General features: G+C 45.5%; 20 protein-coding genes. 3 read left to right on the top strand and 17 right to left on the bottom strand.

Going from position 1 to position 23,298, the window contains the following annotated elements:
• Positions 1 to 66: 66 nt before the first annotated feature.
• The 11 genes from mutL to tig all read right to left on the bottom strand — a co-directional run bounded on the left by mutL (position 67) and on the right by tig (position 15,479).
• Positions 67 to 1,983: a DNA mismatch repair endonuclease MutL gene (mutL, locus tag DWZ67_RS03440; RefSeq protein WP_117703913.1), complete on the bottom strand. Its 1,917-nt coding sequence runs from the start codon at positions 1,981 to 1,983 to the stop codon at positions 67 to 69.
• 183 nt (positions 1,984 to 2,166) lie between these two features.
• Positions 2,167 to 2,457, bottom strand: a complete 291-nt coding sequence (locus tag DWZ67_RS03445; protein ID WP_005829571.1) for a hypothetical protein — start codon at positions 2,455 to 2,457, stop codon at positions 2,167 to 2,169.
• A gap of 4 nt (positions 2,458 to 2,461) precedes the next feature.
• Positions 2,462 to 4,183 carry an OstA-like protein gene (locus DWZ67_RS03450; RefSeq protein ID WP_061411448.1) on the bottom strand — a complete coding sequence of 574 codons (1,722 nt, stop codon included), beginning with the start codon at positions 4,181 to 4,183 and terminating at the stop codon, positions 2,462 to 2,464.
• Positions 4,184 to 4,209: 26 nt separating this feature from the next.
• Positions 4,210 to 5,577: a peptidylprolyl isomerase gene (locus tag DWZ67_RS03455; RefSeq protein WP_005829568.1), complete on the bottom strand. Its 1,368-nt coding sequence runs from the start codon at positions 5,575 to 5,577 to the stop codon at positions 4,210 to 4,212.
• A gap of 10 nt (positions 5,578 to 5,587) precedes the next feature.
• Positions 5,588 to 6,436 carry a peptidylprolyl isomerase gene (locus tag DWZ67_RS03460; protein WP_005833455.1) on the bottom strand — a complete coding sequence of 283 codons (849 nt, stop codon included), beginning with the start codon at positions 6,434 to 6,436 and terminating at the stop codon, positions 5,588 to 5,590.
• A 57-nt stretch (positions 6,437 to 6,493) separates the two neighbouring features.
• The gene (locus DWZ67_RS03465) at positions 6,494 to 8,056 is read right to left on the bottom strand and encodes a peptidylprolyl isomerase (protein WP_120138121.1); all 1,563 of its coding nucleotides are present in this window, start codon (positions 8,054 to 8,056) and stop codon (positions 6,494 to 6,496) included.
• Positions 8,057 to 8,145: 89 nt separating this feature from the next.
• On the bottom strand, positions 8,146 to 9,621 hold the full coding sequence (gene guaB / locus DWZ67_RS03470; RefSeq protein WP_005829561.1) for an IMP dehydrogenase: 1,476 nt from the start codon (positions 9,619 to 9,621) through the stop codon (positions 8,146 to 8,148).
• Positions 9,622 to 9,724: 103 nt separating this feature from the next.
• Positions 9,725 to 11,908: a DNA helicase RecQ gene (recQ, locus tag DWZ67_RS03475; RefSeq protein ID WP_005829559.1), complete on the bottom strand. Its 2,184-nt coding sequence runs from the start codon at positions 11,906 to 11,908 to the stop codon at positions 9,725 to 9,727.
• 174 nt (positions 11,909 to 12,082) lie between these two features.
• A complete protein-coding gene (clpX, locus tag DWZ67_RS03480; RefSeq protein ID WP_005829557.1) occupies positions 12,083 to 13,327 on the bottom strand; it encodes an ATP-dependent Clp protease ATP-binding subunit ClpX in 1,245 nt (414 codons plus the stop codon).
• 2 nt (positions 13,328 to 13,329) lie between these two features.
• Positions 13,330 to 13,992, bottom strand: coding sequence for an ATP-dependent Clp endopeptidase proteolytic subunit ClpP (gene clpP, locus DWZ67_RS03485; protein ID WP_005829555.1), 663 nt, complete (start codon positions 13,990 to 13,992; stop codon positions 13,330 to 13,332).
• Positions 13,993 to 14,123: 131 nt separating this feature from the next.
• Positions 14,124 to 15,479, bottom strand: coding sequence for a trigger factor (gene tig / locus DWZ67_RS03490; RefSeq protein WP_005829551.1), 1,356 nt, complete (start codon positions 15,477 to 15,479; stop codon positions 14,124 to 14,126).
• A gap of 474 nt (positions 15,480 to 15,953) precedes the next feature.
• On the opposite strand from tig, the gene DWZ67_RS03495 reads away from it, so the two are divergent.
• A complete protein-coding gene (locus tag DWZ67_RS03495; protein WP_005829545.1) occupies positions 15,954 to 16,202 on the top strand; it encodes an RNA recognition motif domain-containing protein in 249 nt (82 codons plus the stop codon).
• 82 nt (positions 16,203 to 16,284) lie between these two features.
• Here the strand turns inward: DWZ67_RS03495 and lptB are convergent, their stop codons facing one another.
• Entirely contained in the window at positions 16,285 to 17,025 is a 741-nt protein-coding gene (gene lptB, locus DWZ67_RS03500; RefSeq protein WP_034523256.1) for an LPS export ABC transporter ATP-binding protein, read from the bottom strand.
• Positions 17,026 to 17,207: 182 nt separating this feature from the next.
• Here lptB and DWZ67_RS03505 point away from each other — a divergent pair, with 182 nt between their 5' ends.
• Both DWZ67_RS03505 and DWZ67_RS03510 read left to right on the top strand, forming a co-directional pair.
• Positions 17,208 to 17,951 (top strand): MlaE family ABC transporter permease, encoded by a 744-nt coding sequence (locus DWZ67_RS03505; RefSeq protein WP_005829541.1) that lies wholly within the window; start codon positions 17,208 to 17,210, stop codon positions 17,949 to 17,951.
• On the top strand, positions 17,948 to 18,718 hold the full coding sequence (locus tag DWZ67_RS03510) for an ABC transporter ATP-binding protein (RefSeq protein ID WP_005829539.1): 771 nt from the start codon (positions 17,948 to 17,950) through the stop codon (positions 18,716 to 18,718). Before DWZ67_RS03505 ends, DWZ67_RS03510 begins: the two co-directional genes overlap by 4 nt.
• A gap of 114 nt (positions 18,719 to 18,832) precedes the next feature.
• Here the strand turns inward: DWZ67_RS03510 and der are convergent, their stop codons facing one another.
• From der to DWZ67_RS03535, 5 genes are all read right to left on the bottom strand, one after another.
• Positions 18,833 to 20,146, bottom strand: coding sequence for a ribosome biogenesis GTPase Der (gene der, locus DWZ67_RS03515; protein WP_005829538.1), 1,314 nt, complete (start codon positions 20,144 to 20,146; stop codon positions 18,833 to 18,835).
• 49 nt (positions 20,147 to 20,195) lie between these two features.
• Entirely contained in the window at positions 20,196 to 21,077 is an 882-nt protein-coding gene (gene era, locus DWZ67_RS03520; RefSeq protein ID WP_016274452.1) for a GTPase Era, read from the bottom strand.
• Between the two features lie 85 nt (positions 21,078 to 21,162).
• Complete coding sequence (locus tag DWZ67_RS03525) at positions 21,163 to 22,167, bottom strand: beta-ketoacyl-ACP synthase III (RefSeq protein WP_005829534.1); 1,005 nt, start codon at positions 22,165 to 22,167, stop codon at positions 21,163 to 21,165.
• 123 nt (positions 22,168 to 22,290) lie between these two features.
• Positions 22,291 to 22,476, bottom strand: coding sequence for a 50S ribosomal protein L32 (rpmF, locus tag DWZ67_RS03530; RefSeq protein ID WP_004288267.1), 186 nt, complete (start codon positions 22,474 to 22,476; stop codon positions 22,291 to 22,293).
• 12 nt (positions 22,477 to 22,488) lie between these two features.
• Complete coding sequence (locus DWZ67_RS03535; protein ID WP_005829530.1) at positions 22,489 to 23,067, bottom strand: DUF177 domain-containing protein; 579 nt, start codon at positions 23,065 to 23,067, stop codon at positions 22,489 to 22,491.
• Positions 23,068 to 23,298 lie beyond the last annotated feature (231 nt).

A 23,298-nucleotide genomic window follows, 5' to 3' on the forward strand; every position in this document is an offset into this window, starting at 1 on the left:
AACAGAACTAAAAGGTTCTGAATATTTGTACTTTTTTTGCCTTGATGCAAAAGAAAGCACTCTCCCTTATTTGGAGAAAAGCTTTTCTATGTCGTCTTCTTTAATGGTCGCCAGCACCGTCTTTCCGTCTGGAGTATAATTCGGGGATGGGCATGCAAACAGATTGTCCACGAGATTGGACATTTCCTCGTTGCTCAGCACTTGTCCGTAGACGATGGCCGCAGCACGCGCCAAGGTCGATGCAAGAATTGTCTGTACCTCTTCCTTAACGTCATTTCCTTTTTCCATAGCAGTATGTACCATATTCCGGACCAATTCTACCGGGTTCAACCCCTCTATGCCCGAAGGTATGCCGTTGATGGCATAGCTGCCGCCACCCAGCGGGCTCAAATCGAAGCCTACTGCCGACAAATCTTCCAATATACCGTCCAGCACGGCAGCTTCCGAAGCCGGCAACTGGATAATCTCCGGAAACAATACCCCCTGCGATACCCCTTGTTTCTGTCGAATCTGACTCATATAGCGGTCGAACAATACCCGGACATGCGCCCGATGCTGGTCTATCAGCATCAGACCCGATTTAACGGAAGTCAGAATAAAACGCCCCTTGAACTGGAAGTGTTGCGCTCCTTTCTCTACCGTTGCCTCATTGCCGTAGAAAGAGGCGCTTGCCCCGGAAGGAACCGTTTCCTGGAAATAAGGAACCCTCTCCTCCTCTCTTGGAGCCGTACCGGTAACCGTATCCTCTGCAAAAGGTTCTTCCTCCATCGGCTCGTTCATCCTGCTGGCTTTTTCCAAACCGGAATAAAGCCCCTCCCACTCCACTTTGGGACGCGAATAATTGCCACCACCTCCATAGGAAGAAGCGGAAGACGTCTTGAAGGGATTGAAATCCGTGTTATAGTGTACCTTCGGAGGCTCTATCGGACGAGCCTGCTCGAATGCAGGAATATCCGGCATGTCCTCGGTATCAAAATCGATAGTAGGTATAGCGCTAAACTTACCTAAGGATTCCTTGACCGCAGCCGACAGAATCTGCCAGATAGCCTGCTCATTCTCGAACTTAATCTCCGTCTTCGTCGGATGGATGTTCACATCGATATTGGCAGGGTCTACCTCGAAATAAATAAAGTAGGAGATTTGCTCACCGGCAGGAATCAGCTGTTCATAAGCATCCATCACCGCTTTGTGGAAATAGGGGTGACGCATATAGCGCCCGTTCACAAAAAAGTATTGGTGCGCTCCTTTCTTGCGCGACGTTTCCGGCTTGGCTACAAAACCGGAAATCTTTATCATGGTCGTATTGACGTCGACGGACAGCAACTGCTGATTCAGCTTCTTTCCGAAGACTGCCATGATGCGTTGCCGCAAAGGCATTACCGGAAGATTGAACAATTCCGTATCATTACTATACAGATAGAAGGCTACCTCAGGATGCACCAACGCTATACGCTCGAATTCCGTAAGGATGTTGCTCAACTCCGTAGAGTTCGCTTTCAGGAATTTGCGCCGGGCAGGAATATTGAAGAATAGGTTCTTGATGGAAAAATTGCTTCCCTTAGGGCAGGAAACGGCTTCCTGGCTCTCGACTTTAGAGCCGGCAATCAGCAGCCGCGTCCCCAGCTCCTCGCTGACCGGACGTGTTTTCAACTCCACTTCAGCTACCGCTGCTATAGAAGCCAACGCCTCTCCACGGAAGCCCATGGTGCGTAGGGCAAACAAATCGGCAGCCTCGCGTATCTTTGAAGTCGCATGACGTTCAAAAGAAAGGCGCGCATCCGTTTCGGACATACCCTTCCCATCATCAATCACCTGAATGCAGGTCTTGCCCGCATCGGTAATCAGCACATGTATTTCCCCTGCTTCGGCATCAATTGCATTTTCCACCAATTCTTTCACAACAGATGCCGGACGCTGAATCACCTCTCCGGCAGCAATCTGATTGGCAACCGAATCGGGCAGCAAATGAATGATATCGCTCATGATAATGTTTAATGATTAGGGATTAATGATTAGGGATTAATGATTAGGGATTAATGATTAGGGATTAATGATTAGGGATTAATGATTAGGGATTAATTAGGAGAGGTGAATAACACACTACTACCGATGAGCATATCGCCCGCCATTAATCACTAATCGTTAATCACTAATCATTAATCATTATTATATGATTCCGTTACTGATAGCATACCACAGATAAATCAGCACAGCTATGACAACAAGGATTATGCCCAAATGCATCGGCTTACGTCCGCTCTCCTTGCGCCGCTTCAGGTGAGTTGTTCCTTCTATGAATTTGCCCCGTATATCCTCGGGCGAGAATTCCTTTTCCGGCAGCATACCCAGGTCACGCTTGGCGTTTTCTTCCATCTTCGCCAACTTCTCTTTCCGCTCATCCACATAGATATAGCTATGATTGAAGCCACGAGGCTTCCGCATTGCAAACATTCCCATGACGCTACTTATTATTTCGTTTAATATGCATATTCCTTGGCGAAGTTACAGGTTTCCGGTCACTTTTCTTCAATACTTCACCTGCTTTTTTAGCCCTCCACTCGAAGATGTCCTCCTTGTTGAGCGGACGGATGTAGTCGAACCAGACAAAAGAAGGCAGCTTGCTCTTATCTGGTGGAATCTGGTCCAGAGGATAGGCTGTACCGGTAGTCTTTCCAACAAAGACTCCGCGCTCCATCCTTCTCTCCTTCAAGTACATTTTCAAAAGTCCGCCTTCCGAATAGTTCATCATAATCAGCGAACTGTCCTTCTCCTCTACCGGATAATACACCACCAGTACATTGCCGTTCACCTCCACCAGACGCATGTCTCCATCTATAAAGAAAGCTTTCATCTCCTTACCGGAAACTTGGTTATAATGAATACTGTCCTTCTTCTCTACCGTCAAGGCCTGGTTGATGATATGTGCCCAGTCGATGGTACTGTCGTTCATGTAAATTTTAATTTCCTCACCCAGCAACTGCTGTTCCCCGTGCCACAAGATAGGGTCGGTATACATCGTCATGCAAGAGTCCTTGGAATTATACACCAACGAATCGCATACGGCCTGCACATCCGTGCGATAAGCACGCACCTTATGATAGGCACGCATCTCCCGGTACATGGAATCGGTATTCATATGGTAGGTAATCAGCCGCAAAGTATCACCGTGCATAAACAGACTGTCGCCCTGCGAATAGTCGATAGCTACGGCACGTTTGGTGGCAACGGCGCTTCCGGTCAGTTCGTTGTAGAAACAGTAATCGCCGGTCAACATGTTCCGGTTGACCGTATCATTCATCTGTACATTGTCAAAAGCCTCGCCGTATCCCAAGATGCGGTCGTAGAAAAGGCTGTCACCGGTCAGTTTCTTGCCGTCGTTGGTCAGTACGGAACGGTCGAGCAGTTCTGCCTGCTCAGTAGTCGTATTGTACACGCCACGTTCGGAATAAATATGATTTTGATCACTCACAATGTCGGAGGGACCTAGAATGGTAGCAATCTTGGTAGCTGTACTATACTTCAAGGTATCCGAAGTCAAGACAAACTTCGGGTTGACCAGCTTCACGTCGTGGTTGAAGACAGCCAACTTGGTGGCAGGGCTATATTCTCCCCACTCGGAAGTCAGCACATTATCCTCGTCGGTCAGCGTACCGCCTTCGAAGTAATAACCCAAATCGTACAGACGGTCGTAATTCAAGCTGTCGGTAGTCAACACGGTATTACGGTTTATCATACGCACATTCTCACGCAACATAGCCAACTGTGACATTCCGTCATAATACAGATAATCCCCATAGATGAACAAGGTATCCCCCTGCTCCATACGTACGTTACCAAATGCCTCGACCGAATTTATCTTTTCGAATATCAACGCACTGTCACAGAACATGTACATACTGTCATGCTTCATCCTCACAGAACCGATAAGTACCTGCACATCAGGACGCAGATGTTTGTCTGCCTGTGCCTCATCGGCATACAACAAATCCACACGCGTCTTCTTCTTTTCCGGTGTCTCCGTCCTTTTCTGTTCAATCGAGTCCACTTTCTTCTTCTCCGGTGCAGAAGGACTTTTCTTCTTGTTCTGGGCACTCAGCAGACAGATGCCAAACAAGCATAGAATACCTACTAAGAGGTATCTATGCTTGTTCAGGAAATGATTTCTTGTATTCTTCTTTTGCATACAAATCTATGTAAATCCTCTCTGAATCATTCTTTAATCCACCCCGGATACTTGAATGTACAGTTATTCTTCCAATTATCCTTGATACGGACATACGTGTGCTTCTGCTTCTCACGAATCCACTTGTCCAGCACTTCGTCGCGGCGTTTCTCCAACACAATCTCCTTCAAGTTCTGATAGTCATCGGCAATGGTAGCCTTATGTCCGGTCGTGCGGCTCTTCAGCTTCACAATCACACACTCTTCCTTTCCGGTCTTTTGCGGAATCATGGTGAAGGCTTCGGAGATTTCACCCACTTTCATCTTATCCACCACTTTGGCTATCTCTGGAGGAAGTTCCTGCATCTCAAATCTGGAAGTGTTCGTATTGGGATTCGGCAACAAACCATGATTATTACGCGTATCTTTATCCTGCGAAAGCACAGAAGCAGCCTCTTCAAAAGAGAACTTATTGTTACGGATGTCATCGGCAATGGAATCCAGACGGGCACAACCCGCAGCCAGCGCTTCTTCCGGAATATGCGGCTTCAACAGAATATGGCGTGTCTTAATACGGTCACCACGTTTCTCTATCAACTGAATGATATGGAAGCCATATTCAGACTCTACAATTTTAGATACTTTGCTGGGGTCCTGCAGATTGAAAGCAACATTGGCATAGGCAGGGTCCAACATACCGCGCCCTGAGAATTCAATCTCACCGCCACGCATGGCCGAGCCACGGTCCTCGGAGTACAGACGAGCCAACATGGAAAAGCTTTCGCCCTTATTGACACGGTCGGTATACTCACGCAAACGTCTCTTTACATCTTCTATCTCCTCCAAAGGGACCTTGGGTTGCTGAGTGATGATCTGCACCTCCACCTGAGTAGGGATATAAGGGATGCTGTCCTGCGGCAAATCCTTGAAATAACGGCGCACTTCGGCCGGAGTAATCTTAATCTCACCAACCAGTTTCTGCTGCATCTTCTGAACCTTCAATCCCTCGCGGGCATTCTCGCGCAGCGTTTCACGAATCTGACTGGAAGTCTTATTGAAGTATTCCTCCATTTTCTCTCGTGAACCGATGTTGGCGATATACATGTTCGTCATATAGTCCACACGCTGGATAACTTCACTCTCGGATACCTCGATACTGTCAAGGGCCGCCTGGTGAAGATACAGCTTCTGCACGGCTATCTCCTCCGGTATCACGCAATAAGGGTCACGGTCAAATTTGCGTCCTTCATACAATGCACTCATGCGTGCTTCTTCCACTTCGGACTTCAGTATAGCCTCGTCACCTACTACCCACACTACCTCGTCAATTACGTTGTCTTGTCCATAAACGGTAGAACCGACTAATAGCGTCAAGGCAAATAAAATTACAAACTTAAAGTTCATACACTGTTTCATTCTTGGTGTCTTATTCTAAATAATATTTAATCTTGTCTCTTTTCACCGCCCGTTGGTACAAATCATCCTTCACTTGCTTCATGAATTCCACCTGCTTCACGTTCAGCAGCATATCCTTCACTTGCCTACGGGCAAACTCATAGGGTTCCTGCTCTCCCACCGGGCGATAATCGCTCACATTCAGGAAATAATGGAAAGCCGTATCCTTCAGCTCTACATGGCGATTCTTGTCCAGATACTCGTCCACATCAGGAACCTTCAAGGGCAGCATATCCAGCACTTCCGATACCGGCACCCATTTATCATAAAAATACTCATACTTCACAGCATTCTGCAGACTGTACTTTTCCAGATGTTCCACCGCCTCACGGGTTTCCGTCTTGTACCAGCGACGGACATTGCCCAGCTGCGGGGCTGTCAAAGGAACTTTGATGAACAAGCCTTTCATCAACGGACGTTCCACCTTGAAGAGCGCCTGGTTCTTCTCGTAATACTCCGTCAAGTCTTGTTCTGAAATCTCCTCTGATAGCCGCTGATGTATTAAAGCCTGCTGATAGGTATGCATTATCAATGCTTTGCGATAATTCTCCACAAGTTTATCAATCTCACCGTTATTGGGAATATTGCTCTGCGCTTTATCGTACAGCAAAATATCTTCCACCCAATTACGGATATAATGTTCTGCAAACAACAGACTGTCGTCTTTGGACAAACCGGCAGGAAGTACCGATTGCAAATCTTCCCGGTAAAGGAAATTGCCGTCCAACTCCACTAACGGTGTCCGCCCTTTATGGTCGTGCTGCTCGCTGCACGCCGCACAGAGAAGGAAAATTAAAAGCCCAAAGCAGGTTGTTCGCATCACCAACTGATATTTACTTCGTTTTGAGGTACGAAGATAGTGTTTTAATCGGTTGCATCAGTGATTATTAACGGTTTTTAAAACCTCTTGGTCAATTTCAACCTTACCGGCAGTACGCAACTTTGCCACCCAATGCGTTTCCAAATAGTTCCGATAAGCGGTTACGAGCGGCTCTCGCACCTCTTGCCAACTATCCGGTCCCTTCTGCTTACGACCTTGTACAGCAGTAAAGGGAAATGACAAAGCCGGGGTTGCATCCTTCCCTTTGAACACCAAATCATCCACATATGCATTATCACCGGGGGCAAATAATCCTTGCTCTGCCTGCACCTTGGGAGTATCGCCGGCATTGAAGGTGAGACGGATGGCATCCATCCACTCCTCTTCCGGAATCTGTTTCAGAAATTTCCGTACTTGCTTCGCCACCCGCTTGGTAGTACAATGCAGCACAATACCCTTATAACGCGGTTCGTCCCAATGGAAGTCCGAACGGTGCGCCTCAAAATATGCTTTCAATCCCGCTTCATCCACCACACTCCTCTTTCCCACTTCACGGTCAGTGATTTCGGCAAGCAACATGCTGTCACGATGCCCCTGCACCAACGCACAGAATTCGGGATGCTTCAATTCCAGACGGGAGTTTTCATAGTCCAGAATCGTTTTTACTGTAAAAGCCTCCAACTGTCTACGCGTCCCTGCCGGATAAACAGCGGCAAATCCGGCAAACTCTTTTCCACCGTATGCCTTGCCATCCAGTGTAAACAATACACGGGAAGTGCTTCCTTTGGCCAGTAGTTCGTCGATACCGGCTTTATCCGGCATATAGTGATATTCTTTCTTCAGTTTATCCACAAAAGCCCGCGTTCCTTTATCCATTCCATGACGACGGGTTTGACAACGGATTATCTTGTCCTTCATCCTCTCAAAAGGAAGGATTTCCTGCTGTTCGAGTACTTTCACGATATGAATGCCTTGAGGAGTGAGGAACGGACGGGAAATCTCTCCGGCATTCAACCCGAATACAATATCCTCAAACTCCACCGGCATCTGCAGCCAACCCACCCAAAACGCTTTCTTCTCATCGGAAAATTGCTCGACGCAAGCATCGAAAGACGGCACAGCTCCCCCTTCCTTTGCAAGAGCCCTGTAGATAGAATCCATCCTGGACTCCATCTCACGCAAGGTATGACCGGAAATATTCTGGGGGAGATATTTAAAAATATGCTTCACATATACCCGGCCCGCACGCCGGCTGGATTTCATCTTGTCATAATACTGCCGTGCCGCCTGCTCTGCCGTCTCCTCATCTGTCAGGTATGATTTAATCAGACAACGGCGATATTCATCCTGCTCCTTCTGAAAGACACAGGAAGTATCCAATCCCGCAACTTCGGCAGCCTCTATTTTCAGCCTGAAGTCTATAAACTTATTCACATATACATCCAATGCCTTCCGGCCTGCACCGACAGAGGTACCGTCCTTATTATAGCTACGTTCGAATTCAGAACGGAGGACCTCCTTTCCATTGATACGCATCAGTACCGGATCGTCCTGGGCCGAAACAGCCAATCCGAACCCGAGGAAGAAAAACACCCAAAACAATCTAACCATAAGCACCATCCGTTCTTTTTATACGGCTGCAAATATAAACAAAATGCCCGGAAAGCGGCAATCTCTCTCCGGGCATTCACTATTATTTTGTTATTATCTTACTCAGGACGGCTATAGTTCGGTGCCTCACTGGTTATAGACACATCGTGCGGATGACTTTCCAGTACACCTGCATTAGTAATGCGGGTAAACTTGGCATCGTGCAGTTTCTCTATATTGGCTGCACCGCAATATCCCATACCGGCACGCAGACCGCCAACCAACTGATAAATCACTTCATACAAAGTACCTTTATAAGGAACGCGAGCAGCAATGCCCTCCGGAACCAATTTCTTCACATCACTGGTACCGCTTTGGAAGTAGCGGTCCTTAGAGCCATTTTCCATAGCTTCCAGCGAGCCCATACCCCGATAGGACTTGAACTTACGACCGTTGAAAATAATCGTATCGCCCGGAGACTCTTCCGTTCCGGCAACCAGCGAACCGATCATCACGCTGTAACCACCGGCAGCCAACGCCTTCACCACATCGCCCGAGTAACGCAAACCGCCATCGGCAATCAAAGGAATACCCGTGCCCTTCAGTGCCTTTGCCACATCATAAACCGCAGACAACTGAGGAACACCCACACCGGCAACTACACGGGTAGTGCAGATGGAACCCGGACCGATGCCCACCTTTACTCCATCAGCACCAGCCTCGACCAATGCCTTCGCAGCTTCACCGGTAGCAATATTACCAACAACAATATCAATATGAGGGAAGTTAGCCTTGGCTTCTTTCAATTTTTCAATAACCCCCTTGGAATGTCCGTGAGCCGTATCAATGACAATGGCATCCGCCCCTGCATCCACCAAAGCCCGCATGCGCTCCAAAGTGTCATTCGTCACTCCCACTCCGGCAGCAACGCGCAGACGACCTTTGCTATCCTTGCACGCCATAGGTTTATCCTTTGCCTTGGTAATATCCTTATAGGTAATCAGACCTACCAATTTGTTGTCTTTATCTACTACCGGCAACTTCTCGATTCTATGTTCTTGCAGAATTTGAGAAACAGCCTCCATATCCGTCGTAGGATTGGTAGTAATGATGTTCTCCTTAGTCATTACCTCATCGATACGCTTATTCATATCTTTCTCAAAACGAAGGTCACGATTGGTAACAATGCCTACCAAATATCTTTCATCATCTACCACCGGAATACCACCAATCTTGTATTCAGCCATCAAAGCCAGCGCATCAGCTACCGTAGAACCTCTCTTGATAGTCACCGGGTCATAAATCATACCGTTTTCGGCACGCTTCACAATAGCTACCTGACGTGCCTGCTCCTCAATGGACATATTCTTATGAATAACTCCGATACCACCTTCGCGGGCAATGGCAATAGCCATCTTCGCTTCGGTAACCGTATCCATGGCAGCAGTTACAAACGGGATTTTTAACTCAATGTTTCGTGAAAACTTAGTCGAGAGTTCGACTGTTTTGGGCAAGACTTCAGAATAAGCGGGGATTAACAGTACGTCGTCATAAGTTAATCCATCCATTACAATCTTATCAGCAATAAATGACATAGGGCTATGCGTTTAAAATTTATTGCGTGCAAATATACGGTTTTTATTCCATTCCGTATACTTGCACGCAACATTTTTTTTCTTTTTTATCAACTAAAACCAATCAGTTTGCCATCTCTGAAATAAACTTGATGCGTACCAAACGTACCTCTTCTTCCGTAAAGTCATCACCCAACTCATCCAGAGCATCGTCAATCTTATCAGTGGTAGATTCCTTGAAATAATCATAGATATCCAGCAAGTGGTCTTCATCCATAATATCCTCCAAGAAATAGTCGATATTCAATTTCGTTCCGGAGTAGACGATAGCTTCTATCTCATCCAGCAGCTCTTCAAACTCAATGCCCTTTGACATGGCAATGTCATCCAATGCCACCTTACGGTCAATGGCCTGAATGATGGCCACCTTCATTTTTGACTTATTGGCCACAGTACGCACACGCAAGTCCTCGGGACGTTCAATCTCATTCTCCTCACAGTGCCGCTTAATGAGTTTACAGAATTCCTCGCCGTAGCGTTTTGCCTTTCCGGCTCCTACACCCGGTATGTTCTGCAACTCGTCCAAAGTCACCGGATATATGGTCGCCATCGCTTCCAAAGACGGGTCTTGGAAAATGACATAAGGAGGCACTTCCAACTTCTTGGACAACTTCTTTCGTAAGTCCTTCAACATGGAGTACAATGCCGGGTCTACCGCACACGCACCGCCTCCACGTGCAGGTGCTTCCTCTTCCACATCCTCAAAGTCATTGTCTTCCACTATTTTGAATGATTTGGGATGTTTAAGGAACTTCTTACCGTCATCTGTCACTTTCAGCAAGCCATAGTTTTCGACATCCTTACTCAGGTAACCGGCAATAAGTGCCTGACGGATCACAGCATTCCACGTTTTGTCTTCTTCGCCCATACCAGAGCCGAACACTTCAAGATCTTCATGCAGATGCGCCTGCACTTCTGAAGTTTCCTTACCTTGTATTATGTCTATAATATAGTCCGCTTTAAAATTTTCTTTCACCGCGAGAATAGCTTCAATCACGGTACACAATAATTCTTGAGCTTCCACTTGTTTTTTCGGATTTAAACAATTGTCACAATTACCACAATTTTCTTCTATATATTCTTCGCCGAAGTAATGAAGCAATGCTTTTCGGCGGCATACGGAAGATTCGGCATACGCAGCAGTCTCCAGCAGAAGCTGCTTGCCAATTTCCTGCTCTGCTACAGGTTTGCCTTGCATAAACTTCTCGAGCTTCTGCAAGTCTTTATTGGTATAGAAAGTAATACACTGCCCTTCTCCTCCATCTCTTCCGGCACGTCCGGTCTCCTGGTAATATCCTTCCAGACTTTTGGGAATATCATAATGGATAACATAACGCACATCCGGTTTGTCAATACCCATACCAAAAGCAATGGTAGCTACAATCACATCAATTTTTTCCATCAGGAAATCATCCTGGTTCTGTGTTCGTGTAGCCGAATCCATTCCGGCATGATAGGCACGGGCATTGATTCCGTTTGCCTGCAGGATTTCAGCAAGTTCCTCCACTTTCTTCCGGCTCAGGCAATAGATAATGCCTGACTTTTCGGGATTGTTCTTAATGAACTTGATGATGTCCCGGTCTACATTTGCAGTCTTGGGGCGTACCTCATAATAGAGATTCGGGCGGTTGAACGATGACTTGAACACCTGCGCATCCACCATACCCAGATTCTTCTGGATGTCATGCTGCACTTTCGGTGTAGCCGTCGCAGTCAACGCTATCAGAGGGGCTTTTCCTATTTCATTGATAATGGGACGGATGCGGCGATACTCAGGACGGAAGTCATGACCCCATTCAGAAATACAATGGGCTTCGTCCACGGCATAGAACGAAATCTTCACCGTTTTCAGAAACTCCACATTCTCTTCCTTCGTCAGTGATTCCGGAGCCACATACAACAGCTTTGTCTTACCACTGAGTATGTCAGACCGAACCTGGTCTATCGCACTCTTGTTTAGGGAAGAATTGATGAAGTGGGCTATCCCATCCTCTTCGCTGAAGTTACGCATCGCATCGACCTGATTCTTCATCAAGGCAATCAGAGGAGAAATCACGATACCCGTGCCCTCCATCAACAAGGACGGCAGTTGGTAGCACAAAGATTTTCCACCACCGGTAGGCATCAACACGAATGTATCATTACCCGCCAACAGATTCTCTATGATTGCTTCCTGATTTCCTTTAAATGTATCGAACCCGAAGTATTTCTTCAGCTGGTCTATCAAATTAATCTTCTTCCCTGCCATGATTCATTAGGTTGTTGTTTATTGAGTTAACTTTTAATAGTGGTACTCCGCCTTGTTTTCACAAAGAACCCTAACAAAGTTATAAACAACTTCTTAAATTTCAAGCATAATCCATCGAATATTTTTCAATAAAAAGTAAAATAGTCGGTTTTACCCCGTATTACCATCTGATTCTTAAGCACTTTGCAGTCGTGCTATATTTGCCTTTTCAAGCTGGCGCTTGGCGTAGTCCAACGTCACAACAAAATTGTCCTTCTGTTCTGACGGAATTTCGAACATGGCATCCATCATAATTGTCTCCACAATGGAACGCAAGCCGCGGGCTCCCAACTTATATTCTACCGCTTTATCCACGATATATTCAAATACAGCATCTTCAAACGTCAGCTTCACATTGTCCATCTCAAACAGTTTGATGTATTGCTTGATGATGGAATTCTTCGGTTCCGTAAGAATGGAGCGCAATGCCGCACGGTCCAACGGATTCAGATAAGTCAGCACCGGAAGGCGGCCGATAATCTCGGGAATCAGTCCGAACGACTTCAAATCCTGCGGAGCAATGTACTGCATCATGTTGCTCTTATCAATGGTTGCCGTATTGCGTACAGCGCTATACCCGACAACGTGCGTATTCAGCCGCTGGGCAATTTTCTTTTCAATGCCATCGAAAGCCCCACCGCAAATGAACAGAATATTCTTGGTATTGACCGGAATCATTTTCTGGTCGGGATGCTTGCGCCCACCCTGGGGAGGCACATTCACCACAGAACCTTCCAGCAGTTTCAGCAATCCCTGCTGCACGCCTTCACCACTCACATCACGGGTTATGGAAGGATTATCACCCTTGCGCGCTATTTTGTCTATCTCATCAATAAACACGATACCTTGCTCTGCCTCGGGCACGTTATAATCCGCCACCTGGAGCAGACGTGTCAAAATGCTTTCAATGTCCTCACCCACATAACCTGCCTCTGTCAGAACTGTTGCATCTACAATAGTAAAAGGAACATGCAGCAACTTTGCGATAGTACGCGCCAATAACGTCTTTCCCGTACCGGTACTGCCTACCATGATGATGTTCGATTTTTCAATCTCCACATCATCACCGCCGTCCTTCTGGAGCAGACGTTTGTAATGGTTGTACACCGACACAGACAAGAAACGCTTGGCATCGTCCTGACCAATGACATATTGATCGAGGAACTTCTTTATTTCTACGGGTTTAGGAAGTTCTTTCAGATTCAGCTTCGTGGCACTTGCCTTCTTGCCAGCCCCCAAAGCCTCCTGAGTAATCTCATAAGCCTGGGTGGCGCAACTGTCGCAGATATAGCCATTCATCCCCGTTATGAGAAATCCGACTTCATCTTCGGTGCGACCGCAAAAACTGCATCTATTTTTATTCTTTCTTGAATCTGCCATATTTATTTTTTAATCAAAACCTCATCTACCATACCATATTCTTTGGCTTCCTGGGCTGTCATCCAGTAGTCACGGTCAGAATCTGCCCATACCTTGTCAAAGGGAGTGTGGGAGTGGTCGGCGATAATGGTATAAAGTTCTTTCTTCAACTTCTGGATTTCACGTGCCGTGATTTCAATATCCGAGGCCTGCCCCTGGGCACCTCCCATCGGCTGGTGTATCATCACGCGGGAGTGGGTCAATGCGGAGCGTTTGCCTTCGGCACCGGCAACCAGCAATACGGCTGCCATGCTTGCCGCCATTCCAGTACAGATGGTAGCCACATCACTACTGATGAACTGCATGGTATCATAAATACCCAGACCGGCATATACCGAACCGCCCGGCGAATTGATATAGATGGAAATATCCTTGCCCGGATCCACCGAATCCAGATAAAGCAACTGAGCCTGCAAAGTATTGGCTGTATAGTCATCAACCTGCGTACCGAGGAAAATGATGCGGTCCATCATCAGACGGGAAAACACGTCCAACTGCGTTACATTGAGCTGGCGTTCCTCGAGGATATAGGGATTCAAATAGCCGGCTTGTGATTTAATCACATCGTCCAGCACCAAACTGTTCATACCAAGATGCTTGGTAGCGTATTTTCTAAAATCATCCATTTCTTTCTATTTTTTAATTTATAAGGATACAAAGAAACAAAAAAGAACACAGAGACACAAAAAAACACAGAGTTATAGTTTGTCAAACTCTGTGTTTCTTTATAAATTTTAGCCGTAGGCTCACATTACTCTTATGCAAACATCTTATTGAACTCTTCAGCAGAAACGTTCTTATGCTCCAGTTCCACCTGAGACTTCAATGCTGTAGCCAATTTAGATTCAACCACACGATTAACCAAGCCTTCTATGCTCTCTTTCTTCTTAAGCATTTCCTTTGAGTAGTTTTCCAGGATTTCTTCAGGCACACTCATCATACCATATTGTGCAAACTGTGCGCGGGTAGCTTCCTTAGCCATGTTTGTGATGTCTTCCTGCTCAACCTTGATATCATTGGCTTTCACCAGCTGTTCTTTAATCAGGTGCCAAGTCAGCTCTTCGATGCTCTTGTCATAGTTGTCCTCTACAAAGCTTTCTTCCTTGTCAGGATTGTTCAGACGCATAATGCGCTTCAGTAATGCATCCGGGAATTCCAGCTTGCCTACTTTCTCTGTCAGCATCTTACGTGCGTCAATCAAGAACTTATAGTCACTGTCTGCCACGAACTGGTTGGCAATAACTTCCTTCACTTTGGCACGGAATTCCTCTTCCGTTTTCACATTACCTTCGCCAAATACCTGGTCGAAAATTTCCTGAGTCAAGTCACCCGGAACGAAACGTGTGATTTCTTCTACCTGGAAGCTGAAATTGGATTTTACTTCGGGAGCAGCTTCCTTGTCAATCTTCAATAAAGAAGACAATTCGGCAGCATTTCCGTCCCAAGCAGTATTCGGATTGAATACAAGCACATCGTTCACTTTTGCACCGGCAAAGATAGCTTTCTGTTCATCATTTTTCATGTACGAAGGCATCATTACAGCACCTTCCACCTGAATACCACCCTCTTTGGTATTACCTTCTTCATCCAGTTCAGCAAGCAAACCTTTCAGCATGTCATTGTCCTCGTAAACGTCTACCTTGTCATACTTGCCGTTACGTTGAGTGTAAGCCTTGACCTGGTTATCCACCATTTCGTCTGTAACTTCAATAGTATAGTAATCTACCTTATCTTTTGCACTGACTTCAGCTTTAAATTCCGGAGCCAAAGCAATATCAAACAAGAATTCGAACTCTTCCATAGTATCGAAATCAATTTCCTGCTGCTTGTCTTCGTTGGGCAAAGGCTCGCCCAATATATTTACCTTATTGTCCTGGATATACTTATATACTGTTTCTGAAAGCAGCTTGTTCACCTCTTCAGCCAATGCAGACTTACCATACATTTTCTTAACTAAGCTCATAGGAACCATTCCCTTACGGAAACCGGGAATCTGTGCCTTCTGACGGAAGCTCTTCAATGATTTGTCTACTTTTTCCTGATAATCTGCTTTCTCAAGCTTTACAGTAAGCAGTGCGCTTACTTTGTCAATGTTTTGTAATGAAACGTTCATTCTGACAATTATTTATTTGATTTATACTTTGTTCCATATCTCAAATGGGCGTGCAAAATTAGCGTTATTCTTTCAATTATCAAAAGAACATTGCCGATTTATTTCAGTTTAATTCTTGGATAGAGCGGTAGAAGAGCCCAACCATCGGACTGACAACGGAGGACGTTTATGGGAAAGATACTCAGGGAAAAGACGATGATAAACCGAACCGTCCAGTTTCTATGAAGAGAAATGGGAGTTGCCCGAAGGCACGACAATCTACAAAAATAATTAAGGAAAAACATTGTTTATCCGAATTTTATGCGTTTCTTTGTCGCGGAATGATGGCGCATTAGTTTTTCGATTTCCATTACATGGTTTTTACTTCCGTTTTCAAGAACGCTTTTGTAAACTCTCTGTCGTTGTAATCCATTTATTATTCAGCCTTCCTTCCAAGAGAGTTTTATTCATTATATTTATTTTATCAATTTCATTATGAACATTTATGTTGGAAACCTTAACTACCGCGTTAAGGAGAGTGACCTGCAGAAGGCAATGGAAGATTACGGCACAGTATCTTCTGTAAAATTTATCAATGACCGCACCACCGGACGTTTCAGAGGCATCGCTTTTGTAGAAATGGAAGATGACGCTGCTGCAGCTAAAGCTATTGCCGAACTAGACGGTGCTGAATTCTTCGGCCGCCAAATGGTAGTGAAAGAAGCAAGACCTCCAAAATATTAATCATAGAGATTTAAGGAGAAATAAAAAAAGGCCACTGAATGAGTGGTCTTTTTTTATTTCTATCAATCGACAGTATCCGGGATTACTTCATAAAATCCTTGCGACGAAGTACGAAGCTATTACTCAGATACTTTTCACGTACAATCTTATTCTCGGCCAACTCTTCCGGCGTACCCTGGAACAAAATTTTTCCTTCAAATAGCAGATAAGCACGATCGGTAATGCTCAGCGTCTCCTGCACATTGTGGTCAGTAATCAAAATGCCGATATTCCTATCTTTCAACTTCCACACAATCTGCTGAATATCCTCCACTGCAATCGGGTCTACACCGGCAAAAGGCTCGTCCAACATAATAAATTTGGGGTCAATGGCCAGACAACGGGCAATTTCTGTACGGCGCCGCTCGCCACCTGACAACTGGTTACCCTTGTTCTTCCTTACCTTCTGCAAGCGGAACTCTGCAATCAGGCTCTCCAGCTTGTCTTTCTGATACTCCAAAGGCTTGTCGGTCATTTCCAGTACAGATGCAATATTGTCTTCCACACTCATTTGACGGAACACGGAAGCCTCCTGCGCCAAATAACCGATACCCGTCTGCGCACGCTTGTATACCGGATATTTCGTTATATCCAAATCATTCAAGAAGATACGTCCCTCATTGGGAGTAATCAGCCCTACGGTCATATAAAACGAAGTTGTCTTACCGGCGCCATTCGGCCCCAGCAAACCGACAATCTCCCCTTGCTTCACATCAATGGACACATGGCTCACTACCGTACGCTTTCCGTACTTTTTCACCAAATCCTCCGTACGCAGCACCATGCTACCTTCCTCCCGTGGCTCTGCCCCGGCAGTCAAGCTTGGTCCGACCTGCAGATTTTCCTTAACTTCCTCTACATTGTCCTTTATGCCTTTTTCTTCTTCCATACTCTAAAGGTTTTCGCCGCAAATGTAGCAAAAATAAGCCGAAATAGTGTACATTTGCATTCAAATACTTATATGTCATGTTTAAAGCACTTAAGACAGTGGGACGATATATCATACTGATGGGACGCGTATTTGCTCGTCCCGAACGTATGCGTATGTTTTTCCGCCAATATGTCAACGAGTTGGAACAGCTCGGCGTGAACTCTATCGGCATCGTATTGCTGATATCGTTCTTCATCGGAGCTGTAATCACCATACAGATAAAGTTGAACATCGAGAGTCCTTTCATGCCTCGATGGACAGTGGGATATGTAACCCGAGAAATCATGCTGCTGGAATTCTCCTCCTCCATCATGTGTCTGATTCTGGCAGGAAAGGTCGGGTCAAACATCGCCTCGGAGCTGGGCACCATGCGAGTCACCCAGCAGATAGACGCCCTTGAAATTATGGGTGTCAATTCTGCCAACTATCTCATCCTACCGAAAATTGCCGCTATGGTGACAACCATTCCACTGATGGTGACGTTCAGTATATTCGCCGGTATCATAGGTGCCTTCTGTACTTGCTGGTTCGGCGGCATCATGTCGGCGGTAGATTTAGAATACGGCTTGCAGTACATGTTTGTCGAATGGTTTATTTGGTGCGGCATCATCAAGTCGCTGTTCTTTGCCTTTATCATTGCCAGCGTATCGGCATTCTTCGGTTACACCGTCGAAGGCGGTTCCATCGAAGTGGGCAAGGCGTCCACCGACTCCGTAGTATGCAGCAGCGTACTTATCTTATTCGCCGACCTAATATTAACTCAACTTTTAATGGGATGATTGAACTGAAAGGACTTTGCAAATCATTTGAAGAAAAAGAGGTACTGAAAGATATCAATGCCACTTTCGAGAATGGAAAGACCAACCTAATCATAGGGCAGAGCGGTTCGGGAAAAACCGTACTCATGAAATGTATCGTGGGTCTGCTGACACCGGACAAAGGAGAATTGTTGTATGACCACCGCAACTTCCTCGCCATGGGAAAGAAGGAAAAGAAAGCGCTCCGCCGGGAAATGGGAATGATTTTCCAAAGTGCCGCGCTGTTCGATTCCATGACGGTACTGGACAATGTGATGTTTCCACTGAACATGTTCAGCAACGATACCCTGCGCGATCGGACTCGTCGTGCCATGTTCTGCTTGGAGCGTGTAAACCTGATTGAAGCCAAAGACAAATTTCCCGGAGAAATCAGCGGCGGTATGCAGAAACGCGTAGCCATTGCCCGTGCCATTGCCCTAAACCCGCAATACTTGTTCTGTGACGAGCCGAATTCAGGACTTGACCCCAAGACCTCGCTTGTCATCGACGAACTGATACAAGATATAACCCGAGAATACAATATGACTACTCTCATCAACACTCATGACATGAACTCTGTAATGGGTATCGGAGAAAAAATCATCTATATTTACGAAGGACACAAAGAATGGGAAGGCAATAAAGACGATATCTTCACTTCCACCAACGAGCGGTTGAACAGTTTCATATTTGCATCTGACCTATTCCGGAAAGTCAAAGAAGTGGAGATACAGAACCTTGAAGGATAAAACCACACCTCATTTTCTAACCTATTACATAAGAAAGCGTCCGGAAGCTATGTTCCGGACGCTTTCTCTTCATAAAACCAGTTAATAGAATCGACTATATCATCACGATATATTTTACTTCTGCCGGATATAGATATTTATCGGAGTTCCGGTCAACTTCCATTTCTCACGCATCTTATTTTCCAGGAATCGTCTGTAAGGCTCTTTCACATATTGTGGAAGATTTGCAAAATAAACAAATGACGGCACCTGGGTATTGGGCAACTGCGTAATATACTTTATCTTGATATACTTACCCTTAATTGAAGGGGGTGGATACGCCTCGATAAGCGGCAGCATTTCCTCGTTCAAACGAGCTGTCGGAATACGCGTCATACGATTTTCGTACACATCACGCGCCTCTTCCAATACCTTCAGAATACGCTGTTTGGTCAGTGCCGAAGCAAAGATGATAGGAAAATCCACAAACGGAGCGAAACGGTTGCGGATAGCATCTTCGAAAGTCTTCATCACCTTCACAGTCTTGTCCTTCACCAAGTCCCACTTGTTCACCACAACCACCAGCCCCTTGGCATTCTTCTGTATCAAGGAGAAGATATTCAAATCCTGGCTTTCGATGCCACGCGTAGCGTCTACCATCAAAATACATACATCTGCATTCTCAATGGAACGAATGGAACGGATTACGGAGTAGTACTCCAAATCCTCATTCACCTTGTTCTTCTTACGGATACCCGCCGTATCTACCAGGTAGAAATCAAAACCGAATTTATTGTAGCGGGTATAGATAGAATCGCGCGTGGTACCGGCAATCTCCGTCACGATGTTGCGGTCTTCTCCAATAAAGGCATTGACTATGGAAGACTTTCCGGCATTAGGGCGTCCCACTACTGCAAAGCGGGGAATATCCTCGTCCAGAATTTCATCAGATTCCTTCTTGAACTTGCTGACGATAAGGTCCATCATATCGCCCGTACCGCTACCCGTTACAGCAGAAATACAATAAGGGTCACCCAAACCCAAGCTATAGAACTCAGGAGCATTGTATTGCAGTTCATGATTATCAGTCTTATTGGCAACCAGCAACACAGGCTTCTTGGCACGACGCAAGATGGCAGCTACCTGCTCGTCGAGGTCCGTAACCCCGTTCATCACATCCACCACAAACAGTATCACGTCGGCTTCGTCCACCGCCATCAATACCTGCTTACGAATCTCTTCTTCGAAAATATCATCAGAGTTCACTACCCAACCGCCGGTATCTACCACGGAGAACTCACGTCCCAACCATTCGGTCTTTCCATATTGGCGGTCACGGGTGGTTCCCGCTTCCTCATTCACAATTGCCTGACGTGTCTTGGTCAGACGGTTAAATAATGTAGACTTTCCCACATTGGGACGTCCTACGATTGCAACTAAATTTCCCATAGTTCACACTCTTTGTTTTTTGCGACTGTCACAGTCGTATGAATAACTCTTAATCCAGCTGATAACCAAAATTACGCAGTTCCTTGTCCGAACTCCGCCAATCCTTATCAACTTTCACAAACGTCTCCAGGAATATCGTTTTCCCGAAAAACCTCTCCAAATCACGGCGCGCTTCAGTAGCCACTTTCTTCAAAGCCTTCCCCTGCTTGCCTATGATAATACCTTTTTGCGAATCACGCTCCACATAGATTACGGCACTGATATGAATCTTCTTTGCCTCCTCCTTAAACTGTTCTACCATCACCTCCACCGAATAAGGGATTTCCTTATCGTAGTACAACAGAATTTTCTCACGGATTATTTCGGTCACGAAGAAACGCGCCGGCTTGTCCGTCCACTGGTCCTTGTCGAAATAAGGAGGTGAGTCGGGCAACAGCTCCTTCACCCGCTTCATGACATAATCCACATTAAATTTCGAAGTAGCAGAGATAGGAATAATTTCCGCCTTCGGCAGCAATTCCTTCCATGCTTCCACCAGTTCCACCAGCTTTTCCTGGTTGCTTAAATCAATCTTATTGATAAGCAGCAATACCGGAACGTCCAAGTGTCCTACTTTCTCCACAAAATCATTATGCTTGTCGGGAGTCTCAACCACATCTGTCACATACAGCAACACATCTGCATCCGCCAATGCCGAAGTGGAGAAATTAAGCATGGACTCCTGTAACTTATAGTTTGGCTTCAATACACCCGGAGTGTCCGAAAACACAATTTGCATGTCATCCGTATTATAGATGCCCATAATCCGATGACGGGTGGTCTGCGCCTTGAAAGTGGCGATAGAAATGCGCTCACCTACCAAAACGTTCATCAATGTGGATTTGCCCACATTCGGATTTCCCACGATATTTACAAAACCTGCTTTGTGCATGACTTCAGTATTTGAATTGAGACAAAAAAACGCATCGAATCGAAATAGGATGCGTTTTTATCATATTATATTTAGCAATAGTATGTTACTGCTTCTTTCCGTCGTATCCCCACTTCACATACACGGCTCCCCAGGTAAATCCTGCGCCGAATGCAGTGAAAATAAGGTTGTCGCCTTTCTTCAGCTTATCTTCAAAGTCCCAGATGCAAAGAGGCAACGTAGCAGCACTGGTATTGCCGTAACGTTCGATATTAATCAGTACTTTCTCACGAGGAACTTCCAGACGATGTGCCACAGCATCAATGATACGAAGATTGGCCTGGTGCGGAATCACCCAGTCAATGCTATCCTTTGTCAGACCGTTTTTCTCGGCAATGGCCGCGCTAACATCCGACATATTGGATACGGCATACTTAAACACAGTACGTCCTTCCTGATAAATGTAATGCATGTGGTTGTCTACAGTAAAATAAGAGGGAGGACAAACCGACCCACCCGCTTTCATATGCAGGAAAGGCAAACCTTTGCCGTCGGTTCTCAGAATAGCATCCATAATACCTACATCTTCTGTTGTCGGCTCGAGCATGAAAGCTGCAGCACCGTCTCCAAAGATAGGACAAGTAGCACGGTCTGTATAATCAACCATTGACGACATCTTGTCGGCTCCCACAATGATAACCTTCTTATATCTTCCAGAACGGATGAAATTGGCCGCCGTCTCCATCAGATAGAGAAATCCGCTGCAGGCTGCCTGCAAGTCAAAAGCATATGCATTTTTCAGCCTTAACTTATCACATAAAATAGAAGCTGTAGAAGGGAAATGATAATCCGGAGTGGAAGTAGCTACAATCACCAGATCTATATCATCCGGATCCGCGCCAGTACGTTGCATCAGCTGTTTGGCAGCTTTACGCGCCATATAGGAACTACCTAACCCTTCTTCATTCAGGATACGTCTTTCCTTTACTCCGATACGAGTCATAATCCATTCGTCATTGGTATCCACCATTCTTGAGATTTCGTCGTTTGTCAAGACGTAATCAGGTACATAACCGCCGACTCCTGTAATTACTGCATTTATTTTTTCCATTAAAATCTTGTTTACTTATAGAACTACTGAAACAACGGTAGTCTAAAAAGGTTTGCTTATTAAATTACAAATCTTTTTAGACGCCCGATATTCAAGTATAAGTTTTAGTCAAACTGACCGTAATTATACGGCAGCTTCCTTTTCAACTGCAAGCTTACCTCTATAGTAACCACATGCACCACATACAGTGTGATATACATGCCACTCACCACAATTCGGGCAAATAGCCAGTGTAGGAGCTACTGCTTTATCATGAGTTCTTCTCTTCGCAGTTCTTGTTTTTGACTGTCTTCTCTTAGGATGTGCCATTTTCTTTAATCTTTAATTGTTATCTAATATTTTCTTTAATTCGTCCCAACGCGGGTCTACCTGCGTTTCTTCTTCATTCATCAGCTCCACTTCTTCTTCCGGAGCAAATGTGTCCTCAGCCATATCATCATCCGGAGTAGTGCGCATATGCTTACTCAATTTGCTGGTCATTGCCTTGTTACACTTACCCGGAGCATGCACATGCTTCATGGGGATGGCCAAAGCTACAAACTCGTACATAAACCATGCTACATTAATCTCACCTTCCTCTTCGGGAATTACAATGAGATTGTCACCTTCTTCGGCATATTCATGACCGAACTTAACCAGCAGCTTATCTGTCGAGCTGACAAGCTGTTCCATATCGTCCAAACAACGGTCACATGGCACCCACACCATTCCGTCTGTCTGGAAGTTCAATTCGAAAGCACGAGATGTTTTCTTTACAACTAACACCACATTGACTTTACCCTTCTGCACTTCCGGTCCATCAATATTGGCAAAGAAAAGGTTGTCTAGCACAAACTCATATTTGCATGAATCTGCTTGCATACCTTTCAGGTCTATTTTGTATTTATCAAACTTTCCCAAAGCTTCTTTTGTTTATTCGGGCGACAAAGATACGAATAATTATCCTCATTATGTAGTATTTAGAGTAAAATATTCATTTTTTTATGTTCATTTCACCCTGATATCACTACAAATCAGCAGAAAACTCATGGCCTAAAACACAAGAACAATCCATGCCGGCATCTAAGTATATGTAAAGATATAAAACGAACAAAGCCTCCGTATCCTTATCAGACACGGAGGCTTCTTCTG

It is taken from the genome of Bacteroides sp. AF34-31BH (assembly GCF_003602795.1).
In the GTDB taxonomy this organism is placed as follows: Bacteria; Bacteroidota; Bacteroidia; order Bacteroidales; family Bacteroidaceae; genus Bacteroides; species Bacteroides uniformis.